The 16712-nt window shown below is 70.3% G+C and carries 17 protein-coding genes and 2 pseudogenes; 3 read left to right on the top strand and 16 right to left on the bottom strand.

Features of this window, described 5'->3' with window-relative positions; translation table 11 throughout:
* The 10 genes and pseudogenes from frr to ACRAWB_RS04580 form a co-directional block, all read right to left on the bottom strand.
* Nucleotides 1-555: a ribosome recycling factor gene (gene frr, locus ACRAWB_RS04625; protein ID WP_064108768.1), complete on the bottom strand. Its 555-nt coding sequence runs from the start codon at nt 553-555 to the stop codon at nt 1-3.
* 55 nt (nt 556-610) lie between these two features.
* Entirely contained in the window at nt 611-1324 is a 714-nt protein-coding gene (gene pyrH, locus ACRAWB_RS04620; protein WP_064108767.1) for a UMP kinase, read from the bottom strand.
* Between the two features lie 105 nt (nt 1325-1429).
* Nucleotides 1430-2260, bottom strand: a complete 831-nt coding sequence (gene tsf, locus ACRAWB_RS04615) for a translation elongation factor Ts (RefSeq protein WP_431352259.1) — start codon at nt 2258-2260, stop codon at nt 1430-1432.
* A 30-nt stretch (nt 2261-2290) separates the two neighbouring features.
* Nucleotides 2291-3199 (bottom strand): 30S ribosomal protein S2, encoded by a 909-nt coding sequence (rpsB, locus tag ACRAWB_RS04610; RefSeq protein WP_363808536.1) that lies wholly within the window; start codon nt 3197-3199, stop codon nt 2291-2293.
* 222 nt (nt 3200-3421) lie between these two features.
* Nucleotides 3422-4858 carry a sugar porter family MFS transporter gene (locus tag ACRAWB_RS04605; RefSeq protein ID WP_431352708.1) on the bottom strand — a complete coding sequence of 479 codons (1437 nt, stop codon included), beginning with the start codon at nt 4856-4858 and terminating at the stop codon, nt 3422-3424.
* Between the two features lie 901 nt (nt 4859-5759).
* A pseudogene (locus ACRAWB_RS04600) lies at nt 5760-6383 on the bottom strand (tyrosine-type recombinase/integrase); the annotation flags it as partial.
* A 429-nt stretch (nt 6384-6812) separates the two neighbouring features.
* Nucleotides 6813-7064: pseudogene (locus ACRAWB_RS04595) on the bottom strand (site-specific integrase); the annotation flags it as partial.
* A gap of 69 nt (nt 7065-7133) precedes the next feature.
* Entirely contained in the window at nt 7134-8375 is a 1242-nt protein-coding gene (gene dprA, locus ACRAWB_RS04590; protein WP_431352258.1) for a DNA-processing protein DprA, read from the bottom strand.
* 110 nt (nt 8376-8485) lie between these two features.
* Nucleotides 8486-10024, bottom strand: a complete 1539-nt coding sequence (locus ACRAWB_RS04585; protein WP_431352257.1) for a YifB family Mg chelatase-like AAA ATPase — start codon at nt 10022-10024, stop codon at nt 8486-8488.
* On the bottom strand, nt 10024-10380 hold the full coding sequence (locus ACRAWB_RS04580) for a YraN family protein (protein WP_431352256.1): 357 nt from the start codon (nt 10378-10380) through the stop codon (nt 10024-10026). Before ACRAWB_RS04580 ends, ACRAWB_RS04585 begins: the two co-directional genes overlap by 1 nt.
* A gap of 147 nt (nt 10381-10527) precedes the next feature.
* Here ACRAWB_RS04580 and ACRAWB_RS04575 point away from each other — a divergent pair, with 147 nt between their 5' ends.
* Nucleotides 10528-11073: a YbhB/YbcL family Raf kinase inhibitor-like protein gene (locus tag ACRAWB_RS04575; protein ID WP_431352255.1), complete on the top strand. Its 546-nt coding sequence runs from the start codon at nt 10528-10530 to the stop codon at nt 11071-11073.
* Nucleotides 11074-11076: 3 nt separating this feature from the next.
* On the opposite strand, the gene ACRAWB_RS04570 is transcribed toward ACRAWB_RS04575, so the two are convergent.
* From ACRAWB_RS04570 to ACRAWB_RS04555, 4 genes are all read right to left on the bottom strand, one after another.
* Nucleotides 11077-11400: a DUF2469 family protein gene (locus tag ACRAWB_RS04570; protein WP_431352254.1), complete on the bottom strand. Its 324-nt coding sequence runs from the start codon at nt 11398-11400 to the stop codon at nt 11077-11079.
* A gap of 46 nt (nt 11401-11446) precedes the next feature.
* Nucleotides 11447-12127, bottom strand: a complete 681-nt coding sequence (locus ACRAWB_RS04565) for a ribonuclease HII (protein WP_431352707.1) — start codon at nt 12125-12127, stop codon at nt 11447-11449.
* Nucleotides 12128-12210: 83 nt separating this feature from the next.
* Complete coding sequence (gene rplS, locus ACRAWB_RS04560) at nt 12211-12558, bottom strand: 50S ribosomal protein L19 (RefSeq protein ID WP_064108758.1); 348 nt, start codon at nt 12556-12558, stop codon at nt 12211-12213.
* A 204-nt stretch (nt 12559-12762) separates the two neighbouring features.
* A complete protein-coding gene (locus ACRAWB_RS04555; RefSeq protein WP_431352253.1) occupies nt 12763-13257 on the bottom strand; it encodes a hypothetical protein in 495 nt (164 codons plus the stop codon).
* Between the two features lie 91 nt (nt 13258-13348).
* On the opposite strand from ACRAWB_RS04555, the gene map reads away from it, so the two are divergent.
* Nucleotides 13349-14113 (top strand): type I methionyl aminopeptidase, encoded by a 765-nt coding sequence (gene map / locus ACRAWB_RS04550; protein WP_431352252.1) that lies wholly within the window; start codon nt 13349-13351, stop codon nt 14111-14113.
* Here map and trmD read toward each other — a convergent pair.
* Together trmD and ACRAWB_RS04540 are read right to left on the bottom strand one after the other, a co-directional pair.
* On the bottom strand, nt 14110-14793 hold the full coding sequence (trmD, locus tag ACRAWB_RS04545) for a tRNA (guanosine(37)-N1)-methyltransferase TrmD (RefSeq protein ID WP_431352251.1): 684 nt from the start codon (nt 14791-14793) through the stop codon (nt 14110-14112). The two genes, map and trmD, sit on opposite strands and share 4 nt — an antisense overlap.
* A gap of 11 nt (nt 14794-14804) precedes the next feature.
* The gene (locus ACRAWB_RS04540) at nt 14805-16016 is read right to left on the bottom strand and encodes an MFS transporter (RefSeq protein ID WP_431352250.1); all 1212 of its coding nucleotides are present in this window, start codon (nt 16014-16016) and stop codon (nt 14805-14807) included.
* A gap of 46 nt (nt 16017-16062) precedes the next feature.
* On the opposite strand from ACRAWB_RS04540, the gene ACRAWB_RS04535 reads away from it, so the two are divergent.
* Nucleotides 16063-16710: a GntR family transcriptional regulator gene (locus tag ACRAWB_RS04535; RefSeq protein WP_431352249.1), complete on the top strand. Its 648-nt coding sequence runs from the start codon at nt 16063-16065 to the stop codon at nt 16708-16710.
* The last annotated feature ends 2 nt before the right edge of the window (nt 16711-16712 follow it).

The raw sequence follows: 16712 nt of genomic DNA, 5'->3' as shown, positions 1-16712 counted from the left end.
CTAGACCTCGAGAAGTTCGGCTTCCTTGCGCTTCAGCGCCTCGTCGACGGCGTCGACGTGCGTGCGCGTGATGGTCTCGAGCTCCTTCTCGCCGCGCGCCACCTCGTCGTCGCCGACCTCGCCCTTGAGGGCGTCGAGGTCGTCCTTGGCCTTGCGCCGGATGTTGCGGATGGCGACCTTGGCGTCCTCGCCCTTGCCGCGCACGATCTTCACGAACTCCTTGCGGCGGTCCTCGGTCAGCTCCGGGAGGGTGACGCGGACGATCTCGCCGTCGTTGCCGACATTCGCCGACAGGTTCGGCATGTTGACGATCGCCTTCTCGATCTCCTTGAGGGCCGACTTGTCGTACGGCGTGACGAGAAGGACGCGCGCCTCCGGGTTCTGCAGACCGGCCAGCTGGGCCAGCGGGGTCGGCGAGCCGTAGTAGTCCACGAGCACCTTCTGGAAGAGAGCCGGGTTGGCGCGGCCCGCGCTCACGGTGCCGAAGTCCTCCCTCGCCGCGTCCACGGTCTTGCTCATGCGCTGGCGTGCGTCGGAAATCACATCCGCGATCACGGTCTCTCCTTCAGATCAGTGGTTCGGTGTCTAGTCTATTGCGGGGCCGCCCGGCTCAGCCGAGCAGTGTCCCGATCTCGGCGCCGAGCAGGGCCGCGGTGACGTTCCCCGCCGGCTCGATGCCGAAGATGCGCATCGGCATCCCGTTGTCCATGCAGAGGCTGAGCGCGGTGGAGTCGACCGCCTTCAGGTTCTGCTGCAGCGCCTCCTGGTGCGTGATCTGGTCGATCTTGCGGGCGTCCGGGTTGGTGCGCGGGTCGTCGTCGTACATGCCGTCGACGCCGTTCTTGGCGACGAGCACCACGTCGGCGCTGATCTCGAGCGCGCGCTGGGCGGCGACGGTGTCGGTGGAGAAGTACGGCAGGCCGGCGCCGGCGCCGAAGATGACGACGCGGCCCTTCTCGAGGTGACGCTCCGCGCGGCGCGGGATGTACGGCTCGGCGACCTGGGTCATCGAGATCGCGGACTGGACACGGGTCTCGGCGCCCGCCTGCTCAAGGAAGTCCTGCAGCGCGAGCGAGTTCATGACCGTGCCGAGCATGCCCATGTAGTCGGCGCGGCCGCGGTCCATGCCGCGCTGCGACAGCTCGGCGCCGCGGAAGAAGTTGCCGCCGCCGACGACGATCGCGATCTCGACATCCTGAGCCGCCTGCGCGATCTCGCGGGCGATGCTGCTGACGATGTCCGGGTTGACGCCGAGCTGGCCGCCGCCGAACGCCTCGCCGGAGAGTTTCAGAAGGACCCTGCGTCTCTTGTTGACTGCCGACATACGTGAATAGCGTCCTTCCGTGTGTGGTTCTGGTCGATGCTAGTCGGTGGCGCACAGAAAAGGAGTCCGGACCGTTTTCACGATCCGGACTCCTTCATCGTCTGCTTACGCGCCGACCTTGAACCGGGCGAAGCCGGACACGGTCAGTCCCGCGTCCTTCAGCACCTGGCTGATGGTGAGCTTGTTGTCGCGGGCGTACTCCTGCTCGAGCAGGGCGACCTGCTTGAAGTAGGCGCCGAGACGACCCTCGATGATCTTCGGGAGCGCGGCCTCGGGCTTGCCCTCGTTGCGCGAGATCTCCTCGACGATGCGACGCTCGTTCTCGACCTCATCGGCCGGGACGTCCTCACGCGAGAGGTAGGTCGGGTTCGCGAACGAGATGTGCTGCGCGATGCTGCGTGCGGTCTCCGCGTCGTCGCCGGCATAGCCGAGCACGACACCGACCTGCGGGGGCAGGTCCTTGGAGGTCTTGTGCAGGTAGATCGCGAAGTGCTCGCCGTTCACGACGGCGATGCGGCGGAGCTCCACCTTCTCGCCGAGGATGGCGGCCTCGTCACCGATGAGCTCGGCGACGGTCTGGCTGCCGGCGGGGGCCGCAAGGGCCTCCTCGACGGTGGTGGCGCCGGCGGCAGCGGCCGCGTCGAGGACCTTGTCGGCCAGCGCGACGAACTTGTCACCCTTGGCGACGAAGTCGGTCTCGCAGGCGAGCTCGATCATCGTGGCGGTGCCGTTGCCGTTCTCCTTGGCGGCGACAAGGCCCTCGCTGGTGGAGCGGTCGGCGCGCTTGGCGTTGCCCTTCGCACCCTTCAGGCGCAGGATCTCGGTGGCCTTCTCGACGTTGCCGTCGGCCTCCTCGAGCGCCTTCTTGGTGTCGACCATGCCGGTGCCGAGCTGCTCGCGGAGAGCCTTGATGTCGGCGATGCTGATGTTTGCCATGTTCTGACTGGAACCTTCTGTCTCGAAGACTTACTTGGACTCGGCGTCGGTCGCCTCGGCCTCGACGGCCTCGGCGTCGGCCTCGCCCTCGGCGATGGCGTCGGCGGAGTCGGCCTTGGCCTCGGCCAGGTCGGCGTCAGCGGCCTTGGCGGTCTCGGCGCTCGACTGGACCTCGTCGGACGACTGCGAAAGCAGCTCCTGCTCCCACTCGGCGAGCGGCTCGGCCTGCTCGGCGCCCTCTTCGGGCTTCTGGTGGCGCTGGATCAGGCCCTCGGCCGCGGCGTCGGCCACGATGCGGGTGAGCAGCGTGACGGAGCGGATCGCGTCGTCGTTACCCGGGATCGGGTACTGCACCTCGTCGGGGTCGCAGTTGGTGTCGAGGATGCCGATGACCGGGATGCCCAGCTTCTTGGCCTCGTCGATCGCAAGGTGCTCCTTCTTGGTGTCGACCACCCAGAGCGCGCTCGGGGTCTTCGACAGGTTGCGGATGCCGCCCAGCGACTTGTGGAGCTTGTCCAGCTCGCGCTTCTTGATCAGCAGCTCCTTCTTGGTGAAGCCGCTGGTGGTGCCCTCGAAGTCGAGCTCCTCGAGCTCCTTCATGCGGGCGAGGCGCTTGGAAACGGTCTGGAAGTTGGTCAGCAGACCACCCAGCCAGCGCTGGTTGACGTAGGGCTGGCCGACGCGGGTCGCCTGCTCGGCGATCGCCTGCTGGGCCTGCTTCTTGGTGCCGACGAACAGGATCGTGCCGCCGTGGGCGACGGTCTCGCGCACGAAGTCGTACGTCTTGTCGATGTACGCGAGCGACTGCTGCAGGTCGATGATGTAGCTGCCCGAGCGCTCGGTGAGGATGAAGCGCTTCATCTTCGGGTTCCAGCGGCGGGTCTGGTGCCCGAAGTGGACGCCGCTGTCGAGCAGCTGGCGCATGGTGACGACGGCCATTGCCGTTCTCCTTTTGGTTGCGGTTGTCTGCGACGGCCGGCGGCCGCCTCTCCTGGTGCCCCGCGCGCATCCGCACCCCGCCGCCCGGCACGGTGGAACCGTGGGCGATGAGGAGACCGGTGGATGCGCGTCCCGACCCGGCGGATTACACCGCAGGACGTTCGGGCACGCGTAGTCACTCCGACGAGCGGAGTGCTTCATACATCCTAGCAGGAATGGGCGTCAGGCAGAGTCGCCGCTGGAGCGCACCTGCGGGCCGCGCACACGGCCGCCCGCGTTCTTGAACAGGGTCTCCGCCTGCTCCAGCGCCATGCCGTTCGTCTCGGGGATCTTGAAGAACACGAAGAAGAACGACAGGGCCGCGAACACGGCGTACATCCCGTACGTGAACGGCAGCGAGAAGTCGGCCAGCGCCGGGAACGACACCGTGATGAGGAAGTTGGCGATCCACTGCGCGGCCGCCGCGACGCCGAGCGCCTTGCCGCGGATCCGGCTCGGGAAGATCTCGCCGAGCAGCACCCAGACGAGCGGGCCCCACGAGGCGCCGAAGCAGATCACGAAGATGTTCGCCGCGACCAGCGCGATCGGTCCCCATGGCGCCGGGAGGCTCACGGCTCCGTCGTGCTTCACGGCGAAGGCGAACGACACCGCCATGACGCCGAGCGACAAGGCCATACCCACCGATCCGGTGAGCAGGATGGGGCGGCGACCCACGCGGTCGACCAGAAGGATCGCGACGATCGTCACCACGACGTTCGTCACGGAGGTGATGACGGTGATCAGCAGCGAGCTCTTCTCCGTGAATCCGACCGCCTGCCACAGCGTGGTCGAGTAGTAGAAGATCACGTTGATGCCGACGAACTGCTGGAACACCGACAGGATGATGCCGATCCAGACAATCGGCTTCAGACCAAGGCGGTTGCCGGCGAGCGTCGCCTTCGCGCCCTCGTTGTCCTCCTTGATCGCGTTCTCGATGTCGCCGATCTGACGGTCGACGTCGCCCTCCGGCACGAGGGTGAGGAAGATCTTGCGCGCCTCGTCGTGCCGCCCGGTCGCGAGCAGGAACCGCGGCGACTCGGGGAGCGTCAGCGCCAGGATGCCGTACACGACCGACGGGATCACGCCGACCAGGAACATCCAGCGCCATGCCTCCAGCCCGAACCACAGCTCCTTGGACGCCGACCCGGCGATGCCCGCGAGCAGCGCGTCGGAGAGGAGCGCGACGAAGATACCGATGGTGATGGCGAGCTGCTGCAGCGATGCGAGCCGCCCACGCGACTGACGCGGCGAGATCTCGGCGATGTACGCCGGGGCCACCACGGAGGCGATACCGATGCCCAGACCGCCGACGATGCGCCAGAGGCCGAGGTCCCAGGCGGAGAACGCGAGGCCCGCGCCGATCGAGCTGACGAGGAACAGGCCGGCGCCGAGCAGCATCACCTTCAGGCGCCCCCAGCGGTCGGCCAGGCGGCCGGCGATGAAGGCGCCGACGGCGCAGCCGAGCAGGGCGACGGCGACGATGAAGCCGGTGATCACGGCGTTCAGCGCGAAGTTGTGCTGGATCGAGTCGACCGCCCCGTTGATGACGGACGAATCGAAGCCGAACAGGAAGCCGCCGACCGCCGCGGCTATGGCGAGCCCGGTGACCCTTCGCCGCATCTTCGCGGTGGGCTGAGGGGCGTTGTCGTCGGTCGTGTCGGTGGAGGCTTTGCGTTGTTCAGACATGTCATCCCTTTTCGGTTGTGCTCGCCCCCGGTGTCCGTGCCGGGGTCCGTGGGCCGGGGCGCGACGAGGGCAGACATCACGGTACGCCGGGAAGCGGGCGGGGAGAACCGTCGACGAGGTAGGTGCGGTCACAGGTGTGCGGAAGGTCGGGTTTTCCACGGATTCCGGCGCGAGCGGATCCGTGGGTGGGCCGCGACGGGAGGCTGGAGGCGCGGTCGGCAAGGTGCCGGCGGGGAGGTGTGGTTGATGGGTGCTGGGATGCGGTGGGCGCGGATTCTGGGCGGCGTTGTGGTGGTCGCGGTCGCCTGGCTCGCGGCGGGATCGCCGGGTGCGGCGGGCTCCTCGCGTGCCGAGGGATCGCCGGGTACAGCGGGTCCATCGGCGTCGGTTTTGAGGTCCGCCCCCGAGTCGGAGCTGGCGCGGTCGCGGCCGGCGTGGTCGTGGCCGGTGCCTTCGCCGGACATCGTGGCGCCTTATGTCGCGCCGGCCACTGCGTACTCCGCAGGGCACCGCGGCATCGACCTCGCAGCGGTCGCCGGCGCCGCCGTCTCCGTGCCCAGCGATGCGGAGGTGCGGTTCTCCGGCGTCGTGGTCGACCGCCCCGTTCTGACGCTGGACCACGGAGACGGTGTGCTGTCGAGCTACGAACCGGTCCAGGGGCTCCTCCCCTCGGAACATTCGTCCCCCGCGGCACCGTATTCGGGACCGTGGCGACAGGTGGACACTGCGACGGCGGCTGCCTCCACGTCGGCGTCCGGGTCGATGGGCAGTACGTGTCGCCTCTGCTGTTCTTCGACCGCGTCCCGCCTGCGGTGCTCCTTCCCCTAGGGACGGACTAAGCGCGCGGGTGGGCCAGGCGGTAGGCCTCTTTCAGACGCTCGCTGGAGACGTGAGTGTAGATCTGGGTCGTGCCGAGGCTCGCGTGGCCGAGGAGTTCCTGGACCGCGCGCAGGTCCGCCCCGCCGTCGAGCAGGTGGGTCGCCGCCGTGTGACGCAGCGCGTGCGGCCCCGACGGTCCACCACCGGGGACCTCCGCGAGCAGCCCCGCCACCAGCTCGTACACCGCTCGGCTCCCCATCCGTCCACCCCTTGATCCGAGGAAGAGAGCCGGCCCGGACCCCGCCACGGCGAATTGCGGCCTGCCCGCACTCAGCCACCGCTGCACCGCGTGCAGCGCGGGCACGCCGAACGGGACGACCCGCTCCTTGGACCCCTTGCCGACCACCCGGACGGTCAGCCGGTCGAGGTCGATGTCGTCGACGTCCAGCCCGGTCAGCTCGGACACGCGGATGCCCGCCGCGTACAGCAGCTCGACGACCGCCACATCCCGGACCGACCCCGGGTCGCCCTCCTCCGCCCGAGCTGCGAGCGCCGCCAGGATGCCGTCCATCTGGTCGCGCGTGATCACCCGCGGCAGCGTCTTGTCCGCCTTCGGCGCCCGAAGCCGCGCCGCCGCGTCCACGACACCACCCGCCTCGCCGCTCCCGTCCCTGCCGCTGCCGCTGCCGCCGCCGTCGCTGCCGCCGGCATCGCTGCCGTCGACGCCGCTGCTGCTGACGGTGTCCCGGCCGCGGCTGCTGCTGATGTCCCTGCCGCCGCCGCCGCTGCTGCTGCTGATGTCCCTGCCGCCGCCGTCGCTGCCGCCGGCATCACTGCCGCCGCTGTCGCTGCGGTCCGCGCCGCTGCTGCTGACGGTGTCCCGGCTGCCGCTGTCGCTGCCGTCCGCGCCAGTGCTGCTCACGATGTCCCTGCCGCCACCCCTGCCACTGCTGCTGCTGCTGCCGCCGCTGCCGCTGTCCGTGTCCCGGCCGCTGTCGCCGCCCCCTGCAGCGCCTGACGAAGCCTCGGAGTCGGTCGGCGCCGCTGATTCGGCCGTCCGGGCGAGCCAGCTGCTGAAACCGCGGGCGGACGCGGACCGGCGCGCCAGTGTCGACTTGGCAAGCCCACGCTGGGAACCGTCCCAGAGCCAGTCACGGTAGAGGTCGAGCGTCAGCCCCGTCGGCGAGTCGACGCCACGCTCGGCGGCGAACGCGGCGAGCGCCGTGAGATCCGCCCGATACGCCCGGATGGTCTGTGGCGAGTACCCGCGCTCCACCTTGAGGTGGCGCTCGTAGTCGTCGATCGCGCGGCCAAGGTTCACCCGTCCAGCTTCGCTCCCCCACACCGCAGCGGGAGGCAGCGACGCGCGAGGCTCCACGCATCGGGCGCATCAGCGGTGGCTCCTGTCGATGAGGACCCAGCCGCCGGCGCTCTCGCGCGCTCGGCCGGCGAGGTCGAGTCGGCCAAGGACGGCGGCGACGGTTGCGAAGGGCAGCGCGGATCGGGCGGCGATCTCGTCTGCGCTTGCGAAGCGACGGGTAGCCAAGGCGCTGAGGACGGCGCGCTCGTCTCCGTTCGCCGTCGTGTCGGTGGCTGCGACCTCGGGAGCCGCAGGATCGGGCGGCGGGGCCGTGGCGAAGGGTTCCGCGAGCTCCGCCATCTCGTCGGTGGTCGTCACGCAGGTGGCCGCGTACTCGCGGATGAGGCGGTGGCAGCCTGCCGACGCCGGGGAGAGGACGCTCCCGGGCACGGCGCCGAGAGGGCGACCCATCTGGGCCGCGTGACCTGCCGTGTTCAGCGAACCCGAGCGGTGGCCGGCCTCGACCACCACGGTGGCCGTGGCCGCGGCGGCGATGAGCCTGTTCCGCATGAGGAAGCGCCACCTCGTCGGGGCTGAGCCCGGGGGCAGTTCCGCGGCGATGACGCCCTCCGACGCGACGCGTTTGAGGAGGTCACTGTTTCCCGCCGGGTACAGACGGTCGGGGCCTCCCGCGAGGAAGGCGACGGTCATGCCGCGGCTCGCGAGCGTGGCCCGGTGGGCTGCCGCGTCGATGCCGTACGCGCCGCCCGAGACGATGGCGAAGCTGCGGTCGCTGAGGCCGGCGGCGCTCTCCATTGCGACGTGCTCGCCGTACTCGGTGCAGGCCCGGGCACCGACGAGAGCGATCGACCGGCCGAGGTGCTGGAGGCGCGCGCCGTCTCCGCGGATCCACAGCGACAGGGGCGGGCCCTCATCGAGGGAGGCGAAGCCCTCCGGCCACCAGGGCGAATCAGGGGTGAGAAGCCGCGCGCCGATCCTGCCAGCGCGTTCCAACGCCTTCACGGATTCCGAGAGGGACAGCCGTTGACGCCATCGGGCCAATGCATCTCGCGCACGCTTTCCCCCGATTGCGGTATCGGCGGCGATGTTCCGTCCTTCGCCCTCGGCTGGGCAGGACGCCGCGTGAGGAGCATCCGGCCCGTCGACGATCGCACGGAGCAGGCCGACTGGACCGAGCGCGTCGACCAGCCGTCCCGCGTCGAGGTCGCCCGGCTCGATCGCCGTGCTGAGCGCGACGCGGGCGAAGCGTTCCTCCGACGTCGCCGCGCCGGCTGCGTGGCCTTCAGCGCTCGGGCGGACAGGCGCAAGCACCCTCTCCAGCTCACGCCGGGCAAGCCCGGGAATGGCGGTGCGGTCGGACGCGTCAGCTCGCACGGCGCCGGCAACGGACTGCGCCACCGCGCACCGTTCACACGCGGCGTTCATGCCGGCATCCCTCGGCGCAGGAAGAGTGCACGGCCCACGTGATCGACATCCGGCGAGGCGGCGTCGTCGAGGTCGGCGAGAGTCCAGGCGAGACGCAGGGCGCGGTCGTAGCCGCGCATCGTGATCATGCCGCGTTCGAGCGCCCGGTCGATCGGGGCGGTGACGACCGCGCTGAGCCGGCGTTCGGGTGCGCGGAGCCAGCTTCCGGCGACCTCGGCGCTTCGCGTCCACTCGGTGCCGCGCAGGCGCTCTGCGGTGCGTTCCCGGGCGGCTGCCACCCGCGAGCGGAGCTCGCTGCTCGTGCGTCCCTCGCCGCGCGCGAGTGCGCCGCGCACGGCGGCGAGGCCGAGCCGACGCACCGACAGGCGGATGTCCACGCGGTCGATGAGCGGACCGGACATGCGGGCCTGGTACCGGCGGCGCGCCATCGGGGTGCACGTGCACTCCGCATCGGGCGAACCCCAGTGTCCGCAGGGACACGGATTGGAGGCCAGGACGAGCTGGAACCGAGCTGGGAAGGTCGCAGCCCCGCGCGCCCGGTGGATCGTGATGGTTCCGTTCTCGAGCGGCTGTCGGAGCGAGTCCAGCACCGAGGGTGGGAACTCCGCGGCTTCGTCGAGGAACAGGACCCCGTGGGTCGCACGGACGATCGCCCCGGGAGTGATCCGGCCGCTCCCGCCGCCGACGAGCGCCGCCGCGGACGCGGTGTGGTGGGGCGCCTCGAACGGCGGCCGGCGCACAAGATCGGATCCGACCCGAAGCCCGGTCAGCGACCGGATGCACGTGGCCTCGAGGGCCGCGGCATCCGACAGATCCGGCAGGAGCGACGGCAGGCGCTTGGCGAGCATCGTCTTGCCCGCTCCCGGCGGCCCGACCATCGACACGTGGTGTCCGCCCGCGGCCGCGGCGACCAGCGCCTCCACCGCCTCGTCGTTGCCTGCCACGTCGGCGAGGTCGGGCTCCACGATGGCGTCCTGCTCGGTGGCGACCGACGACACTGCGTCTTCGTCTATCGGATCGAGGTCGGCGCCGTGGGCGATCGCCGTGGCACGCAGTCCGGTCACGCCGACGACCTCGATCCCCTCGACCAGCCCCGCTTCGTCGGCGCATGCCGCCGGAACGAAGACACGCGAGAACCCCGCGTCGCGCGCCGCAAGGACGGCGGGCAGCACACCGGGCACGGGCCGCAACCGGCCGTCGAGGCCCAGCTCGCCGATGTGCACGGCACGCGCGGCAGAGTCGGCGGGCACGGTACCCGCGGCCGACAGCGCCGCGATGGCGATCGCCAGATCGAACCCGGAGCCCTGCTTCGGCAGCGCCGCGGGCGACAGGTTGACCGTCAGCTTCTTCTGCGTCAGTGGACACCCGGCGTTGACCGCGGCGGCCCCGACACGCTTGCGCGACTCGCCGAGGGCCGTATCCGGTAATCCGATCAGCACGAAGGCCGGGAGGCCGGCGGAGATGTCGGCCTCGACCTCCACGACGTGCCCCCGGAGGCCGTCGAGGGCGATGGCGAACGTGCGTGCGAGCGTCATCAGGCGATCCCTGTCAGGTGCTCGACGAGGGGGCGCTCCGTCCACGCATCGGTCACCGCGACCGCGTCGATGCGCACCTCGGCTGAACCAGGGCCGCGTTCTCGGCACCAGGCGGCCGCCAGGCGCCTGAGTCGAGCCGCCTTCGTCGAGGTGATCGCCTCGAACGGATGCCCGAACTCGAACGACGACCGCGTCTTCACCTCTGCGAACACCAGGGTCGCGCCGTCGCGCAGGATCAGGTCGAGCTCGCCCGACGGGCAGCGCCAGTTGCGGTCGAGGAGCCGGTACCCGCGCTCCTGCAGCCATTCGGCCGCGACCTGCTCGCCGCGGCGTCCCAATTCGTCTTTCTGTGCCATGTGAACCTCCGCGTCCAGCCTCGCGAGCGCGGACCTGCCGTGGGCTCGAGAGCGCGGATCTGTGGAGAAGTCGTCCACGTGACGACCTGTGGACGCAAACCGACGGACCAGCGACTAACGTTGATCCGCCCCGACGAAAGGACGCCCATGGCCCGGCTCGGTCACCTGCTCCGCAACCGGCGCGCCGGCGAGGACTCCCTCACCTGGCGCGCCGACGGCCTCGATGCGCCCGAGACCGTGTCGATCACGAGCCCCGACTTCGCCGACGGCGGCCCCATGCCGCAGCGGACCGCCGGACACCCGGTCGGCGACAACGTCTCCCCCGCGCTGGCATGGTCAGGCGTCCCGGCGGAGGCGCGTCAGCTCGTCCTCATCGTCGAGGACCGCGACGTGCCGTTCTCCCGCCCGATCGTGCACGCGGTGGCGCGGCTCGATCCCGAACTCACCGGCGTCGACACAGGCGACCTGGTCTCGGGAGGCCCCCACGGCGACGGGATCATCTCATTTCGCCAGAAGGGCTACCACGGCCCGCGGCCGATCCCCGGCCACGGCCCGCACCACTACGTGTTCCAGCTCTACGCCCTCGACCGCCCTATCCCGGGAGACGCCACGCTTCGACCTGCCACCGTGGTGGATGCCATGCGCGGCCATGTCCTCGCCCGCGGCCGCCTCACCGGCACCTACGAGCGCTGAACGTCACTCGTCGAGTGCGAGCTCCTTGGGCAGCTCGAACTCCTTCGAGGACAGCTCCTCGATGTTGACGTCCTTGAACGTCAGGACGCGCACCGACTTCACGAACCGGTCGGCGCGGTAGACGTCCCATACCCAGACGTCGTTCATCGTCACCTCGAAGTAGAAGTCGTGCTCGGTGTCGCGCCGCACGAACTCCACCTCGTTCGCGAGGTAGAAACGGCGCTCCGTCTCGATCACGTACTTGAACTGCGAGACGACGTCCCGGTACTCGCGATACAAAGCCAACTCGACCTCACGGTCGTAGTCGTCGAACTCGTCCTCATCCATCGTCCGTCAAGTCTATGCCGGATGGAGGGCGCGCGCGTCCGAGCGGTCAGACCTGTGGAAGAGGCTCGTCGACGAAGTCCATCAGCGTCGGCTGCTTGAGCCACGTCAGGCGGTGCAGCGCGCTCGGTCCGAGCTCCGCGATCGCGGCGAAGTGCTCGGGCGACGAGTACCCCTTGTTGCTGGCCCAGCCGTAGCCCGGGTACTCCGCGTCGTGGGCGATCATCATCCGGTCGCGGTGCACCTTCGCGATGACGGAGGCGGCGGCGACGGACGCGCAGTCCCGGTCGGCCTTGATGCGGGTGACGACCTTCGCGGGCCGCATCAGCGCCGGGTTGAGGTAGTCGTAGTTGCCGTCGAGGATGAGCGTGCTCTCGTGCACCAGCGCGCCCTGTTCCTCCAGCTGGGCGAGCGCTCGGGCGCCGGCGAGACCGAGGCAGCGCATGATGCCCAGCGAATCGACCTCTGCGGCGGTAGCCAGCCCGACCGCATGGTGCATCGCCCACTTGCGGCACAGCGGATCGAGGGATTCGCGTACCGCCTCCGGCAGCAGTTTGGAGTCGCGCAGCCCCGGCGGGATGCGCTTCACGGCGGTGTCGATGACGACCATCCCCACCGCGACAGGACCTGCGAGAGCGCCGCGCCCGACCTCGTCGACGGCGACGATCGACGTGACGCCCTGGCGGTAGAGGGACTTCTCGAACCGCAGCGAGGGAGAGACCGGGGTCATCACCACCCCAGGATAAACGACCGAGCCCCCGGTCCATGTCAGGATCGGGGGCTCGTGATGCTCTGGAAGAGGAGCGGGCGAGATCAGTTCTCGCGCTTCTCCTTGATCTTCGCCTTCTTGCCGCGGAGCTCGCGCAGGTAGTACAGCTTCGCGCGGCGGACGTCACCGCGGGTGACGACCTCGATGTGGTCGATGACCGGCGAGTGGACCGGGAACGTGCGCTCGACGCCGACCTGGAAGGAGACCTTGCGGACCGTGAAGGTCTCGCGGACGCCCTCGCCGGAGCGGCCGATGACGACGCCCTGGAAGACCTGGATACGAGAGCGGTTGCCCTCGATGATGTTCACGTGCACCTTGACGGTGTCGCCGGCGCGGAACGCGGGGATGTCCTGCTTGAGGGACGCGGCGTCCACCTGGTCGAGGATGTGCATGGCTGTTCGCTCTCTGTACCCGCCACCGGTCGGGAACGGACTCGGGGCCGCCTCACAGCGAGGATCGGCCGTCTGGGTTCGATTGTGGTGTGTCCGCGAGAAGTGCTGGCTCCCCCGTGGCAGAGCCTGGCCGCGGCACAAGGGTCAATTCTGCCATGCGAGGGGCCGATTCACCAAAGCGGATGGATGGGCGACCCGCCCCGGTCACCGCACGTCGCGCCGCTCCTCGATCACGATGTACTCGCCGTCGTCGACCGTCACGACGGGCTCCGCCGGCACCTGCGGCCGCGCGGCTCGCTCGTAAGCGGCGAAAGTCGCCTGCACGCGCATGCGTGTCTCCCGCAGCAGCTCCCAGACCGCGACCCAGAAGGTGGCGACGAACAGCATGATGCCGAGCACCGCGAACCAGCCGGTCGCGCCGGGCACGAAGAAGCCGAAGCCGATGATCGTCAGGTGCCAGAGGCCGAACAGCAGCACATCCCACCACGACACGGCACGTCGCTCGCGCACGCTGCGACGAGCCATGACGATGCCGCTCGCGACGAGCATGGCGACGAAGAGGATGGGGCAGAGCACCAGCAGCCCGAGGAACGACCATCCGCTCCCCTGGTTGAACGCCGCCCAGCCGATCAGCAGCCAGGCGGGCAGGACCACGGCAGCCGGAAAGAGCCACCAGTAGAACGCCTTGCGGATGAACACGACACCAGCGTACTCACGGGCGGCTGTGCTGCGGCTGCGGGTTTGCCGCGCGCACCTGCGAGACTGGAGCCGTACGTCGAGAGGAGACCGTGTGATCGAGCTGAGGACCCCGGCCGAGATCGAGCAGATGCGCCCGGCCGGCCGCTTCGTGGCCGACGTGCTCGCCGAGACCGCGGCCGCGGCCCGCGTGGGCGTGAACCTGCTGGAGCTGGATGCGCTCGCGCACGATCTCATCCGCCGTCGCGGCGCCGAATCCTGCTACATCGACTACCACCCCTCGTTCGGCGCGAGCCCGTTCGGGAAGGTGATCTGCACCTCTGTCAACGACGCGGTGCTGCACGGGCTCCCGCACGACTACCGGCTTCAGGATGGCGACCTCCTGACCCTCGACTTCGCCGCCTCCGTCGACGGCTGGGTCGCCGACTCGGCCGTCAGCCTCGTGGTCGGCACGCCGCGCAACGAAGATCTCCGCCTCATCGACACGACCCGGCGGGCGCTGGCCGCGGGCATCCAGGCGGCGCAGCCTGGCGGCCGGATCGGCGACATTTCGGCCGCGATCGCCGCGGTCGCGCACGCCGAGGGGTACTCGATCAACACGCAGTTCGGCGGCCACGGCGTCGGACGGACGATGCACGGCGACCCGCACATCTCCAACGATGGGCGCGCCGGCCGCGGCTACCCCCTGCGCCCGGGTCTGGTCATCGCGATCGAACCGTGGTTCCTCGAGACCACGGACGAGATCTACACCGACCGCGACGGCTGGACGCTGCGCAGCGCGGACGGCTCGCGCGGCGCCCACTCCGAGCACACCGTCGCCATCACCGACAACGGCCCGCTCGTCCTCACGGCCCCCTAGGGCAGCAGGTCGGGGCGCACGGCGCGCGTGCGGGCGAGCTGCTGCTCGTGGCGCCAGGCGTCGACGGCGCCGTGGTTGCCCGAGAGGAGCACCGGCGGCACCTCGCGGCCGCGCCAGACCGCCGGCTTGGTGTAGCTCGGGTACTCGAGCAGCCCGTCCTCGTGCGACTCCTGCACCAGGCTCTCGGGGTTGCCGACCACGCCCGGGATGAGGCGGCCGACGGCTTCGATCATCGCCATCGTGGCCACTTCTCCCCCATTGAGGACATAGTCGCCGATGCTCATCAGACGCACGCGCGCCCGGGACGCCGTCTCGTCGAACACACGCTGGTCGATCCCCTCGTAACGTCCGCAGCCGAACACCAGGTGCTGCTCCTGCGCGAGCTCGCGCGCGGTCGCCTGCGTGAACACCTCGCCCGCCGGCGACGGGAAGATCACCACCGGGTCGGACCCGCCGTCCAGGATGCCGTCGAGCGCTTCGCCCCACGGCTCCGGCTTCATCACCATCCCGGCTCCACCGCCGTACGGTGTGTCGTCGACGGTGCGGTGCCGGTCGTGCGTGAAATCGCGCAGGTCGTGCACGCCCAGCTCGATCAGCCCGGACTGCCGGGCCTTGCCGAGCAGGGAGATGTCGAGCACATCGAAGAAGGTCGGGAAGATCGTGACGATGTCGATGCGCATGGAATGAGAGTCTAGGCGGGCACGACCGCGAGCTCCCGATCCCGGGGCACGAGCGGGGTCGCGACGGCCGGGCAGACCGCGACGAGGGCGAAGGCGACCGGGTACCCGACCCAGCCGATCAGCGCGCCAACAGCGGGACCCACGACCGACGCCGCCAGGAACTGCCCGGTGTTCTGCGCCCCGAGCGCGCGCCCGGACCAGAACGGACCGGCGATCTCGGCGACCGAGGTGTAGGCGAGCCCGTTGTCGGCCACCGTGACGATGGCCGCGACGATCAGGATGACCGCCGCCGCGACAGAGCCCAGGGCGGATGCCGCCGCCATCAGCAGCATCACGACGACGGCGCACAGCGACACCCAGCGCAGCGGCCGCAGGTGGCTGCCGACGCGGTCGCTGAGGACGCCGATCCCGATGCGTCCGATCGCCCCCGCGAACTGGCTGACGCCGATCACGATGCCGGCCGCGAGCGACGAGAAGTGGAGTTGCGACACCAGCCAGACCAGCCCGAAGGTCGACACGGTGAACTGCGGCACGACCAGCAGCATCGACACACCGTGGATGCGCCAGAGCAGCGACGTCTCGCGGTACGGACGCCACACGGCTTGGGGATGCGCGTCCTCGCCGTCTGCGGCGCGCCGCGGCGGACGCGGCGGGTCGACGATCCCGATCGCGCACAGGATCGCGGACACGCCGCACAGCACCGCGGGGACCACCAGTGCGGCGGCGATCCCGCCCGACGCCGCCAGGAGCGGGACGCTCACCGCCGCGATCGCGACACCGAGCGGTTGGCACATCTGCCGGATGCCCATGGCGAGCCCGCGCCGCTCCTTCGGGAACCAGCCGATCACGACGCGACCGCTGGCCGCATTGGGACTGGCCGACGCCATCCCGCCGACCAGGAACAGTGCGCCCAGCGCGACGTACGAGTCCACGAACATCGCGGCGACGGCGGCGAGGGCGGTGATCGCCAGCCCGGAGGCGATGACCCAGCGCTCCCCGATACGGTCGCTCAGCGCGCCCCAGGCGATCAGAGTCAGCACGAGCCCGAGGGTCGGCGCCGACGCCAGCAGGCCGGCCTGCGCCAGGCTCAGCCCGCGCTCGGTGTGCAGCAGCGGGATGAGGAACGCCGGCGTCGAGACGAACACCGTCGAGCTCGCCTGGGCGAGCACGCCGAACGCGAGCATCAGCAACGGGCGGGGACGGCGTTCGGTCCGGCGGTTCATGGGTATACCCTAGCGGTATACCAGGCCGGTATACCAAAGGAGGATCATGGCCGACCCCACCGCGTACGACCGCCTGCGTTCGCAGATCCTCGACCTCGACCGGGTGCCCGGGTCGCGCCTCACCGAGCGCGGTCTCGAGGCCGAGCTGGGCGCGTCCCGCACCCCGCTCCGCGCCGCGCTGATGCGGCTGGAGGCGGAGGGACTTGTCGCGCGCGACGGCCGCGCCTGGCAGGTCTCTCCCATCGACCTCGGCGAGATCGCGCGCCTCAGCGAGCTGCGGGACGCGGTGGAGACCGCCGCCGCGCGGCTCAGCTGCGCGCGGGCGTCCGACGCGGACATCGCGTCCCTCGCCGCACACCTGGACGAGTTCGACACGAGCGTCCCGGCCGACGAGGCCGTGCGAGCGGGGACGCATTTCCATGTCCGCCTCGCGGCGCTCTCGGGCAACCACTTCTTTGCTGACACGGTGGACTCCGCCATGACGCGGCTGGCGCGTTCGCGCTGGCTGGTCGCGCGCAGCGAGGAGGCGTGGCAGGAGCACCGCGAGATCGTGCAGCTCATCGCCGACCGGCAGGCGGACGCCGCCGCAGAGCGCATCCACGCCCACATCGTCGGCACCCACGAGAGGCTGCTCGCCGCTCTGGATGCAGATGCGCGTGCACTGCGCGGGCGCGGACTCGCGATCGTCGGCTGAAC

The organism is Leifsonia poae, assembly GCF_050632865.1.
Classification (GTDB): Bacteria; Actinomycetota; Actinomycetes; order Actinomycetales; family Microbacteriaceae; genus Leifsonia; species Leifsonia poae_B.
Note: the sequence above shows the minus strand (reverse complement) of the source record. Positions and strands in the feature narration are given on the sequence as shown.

What these genes read in the sequence shown, in the direction of transcription:
- pyrH (WP_064108767.1), bottom strand. Translation starts at nt 1,324, where the DNA reads ATGTCGGCAGTCAACAAGAGACGCAGGGTCCTTCTGAAACTCTCCGGC.
- tsf (WP_431352259.1), bottom strand. Translation starts at nt 2,260, where the DNA reads ATGGCAAACATCAGCATCGCCGACATCAAGGCTCTCCGCGAGCAGCTC.
- rpsB (WP_363808536.1), bottom strand. Translation starts at nt 3,199, where the DNA reads ATGGCCGTCGTCACCATGCGCCAGCTGCTCGACAGCGGCGTCCACTTC.
- ACRAWB_RS04605 (WP_431352708.1), bottom strand. Translation starts at nt 4,858, where the DNA reads ATGCGGCGAAGGGTCACCGGGCTCGCCATAGCCGCGGCGGTCGGCGGC.
- ACRAWB_RS04585 (WP_431352257.1), bottom strand. Translation starts at nt 10,024, where the DNA reads ATGACGCTCGCACGCACGTTCGCCATCGCCCTCGACGGCCTCCGGGGG.
- ACRAWB_RS04580 (WP_431352256.1), bottom strand. Translation starts at nt 10,380, where the DNA reads ATGGCACAGAAAGACGAATTGGGACGCCGCGGCGAGCAGGTCGCGGCC.
- ACRAWB_RS04575 (WP_431352255.1), top strand. Translation starts at nt 10,528, where the DNA reads ATGGCCCGGCTCGGTCACCTGCTCCGCAACCGGCGCGCCGGCGAGGAC.
- ACRAWB_RS04570 (WP_431352254.1), bottom strand. Translation starts at nt 11,400, where the DNA reads ATGGATGAGGACGAGTTCGACGACTACGACCGTGAGGTCGAGTTGGCT.
- ACRAWB_RS04565 (WP_431352707.1), bottom strand. Translation starts at nt 12,127, where the DNA reads ATGACCCCGGTCTCTCCCTCGCTGCGGTTCGAGAAGTCCCTCTACCGC.
- rplS (WP_064108758.1), bottom strand. Translation starts at nt 12,558, where the DNA reads ATGCACATCCTCGACCAGGTGGACGCCGCGTCCCTCAAGCAGGACATC.
- trmD (WP_431352251.1), bottom strand. Translation starts at nt 14,793, where the DNA reads ATGCGCATCGACATCGTCACGATCTTCCCGACCTTCTTCGATGTGCTC.
- ACRAWB_RS04540 (WP_431352250.1), bottom strand. Translation starts at nt 16,016, where the DNA reads ATGAACCGCCGGACCGAACGCCGTCCCCGCCCGTTGCTGATGCTCGCG.
- ACRAWB_RS04535 (WP_431352249.1), top strand. Translation starts at nt 16,063, where the DNA reads ATGGCCGACCCCACCGCGTACGACCGCCTGCGTTCGCAGATCCTCGAC.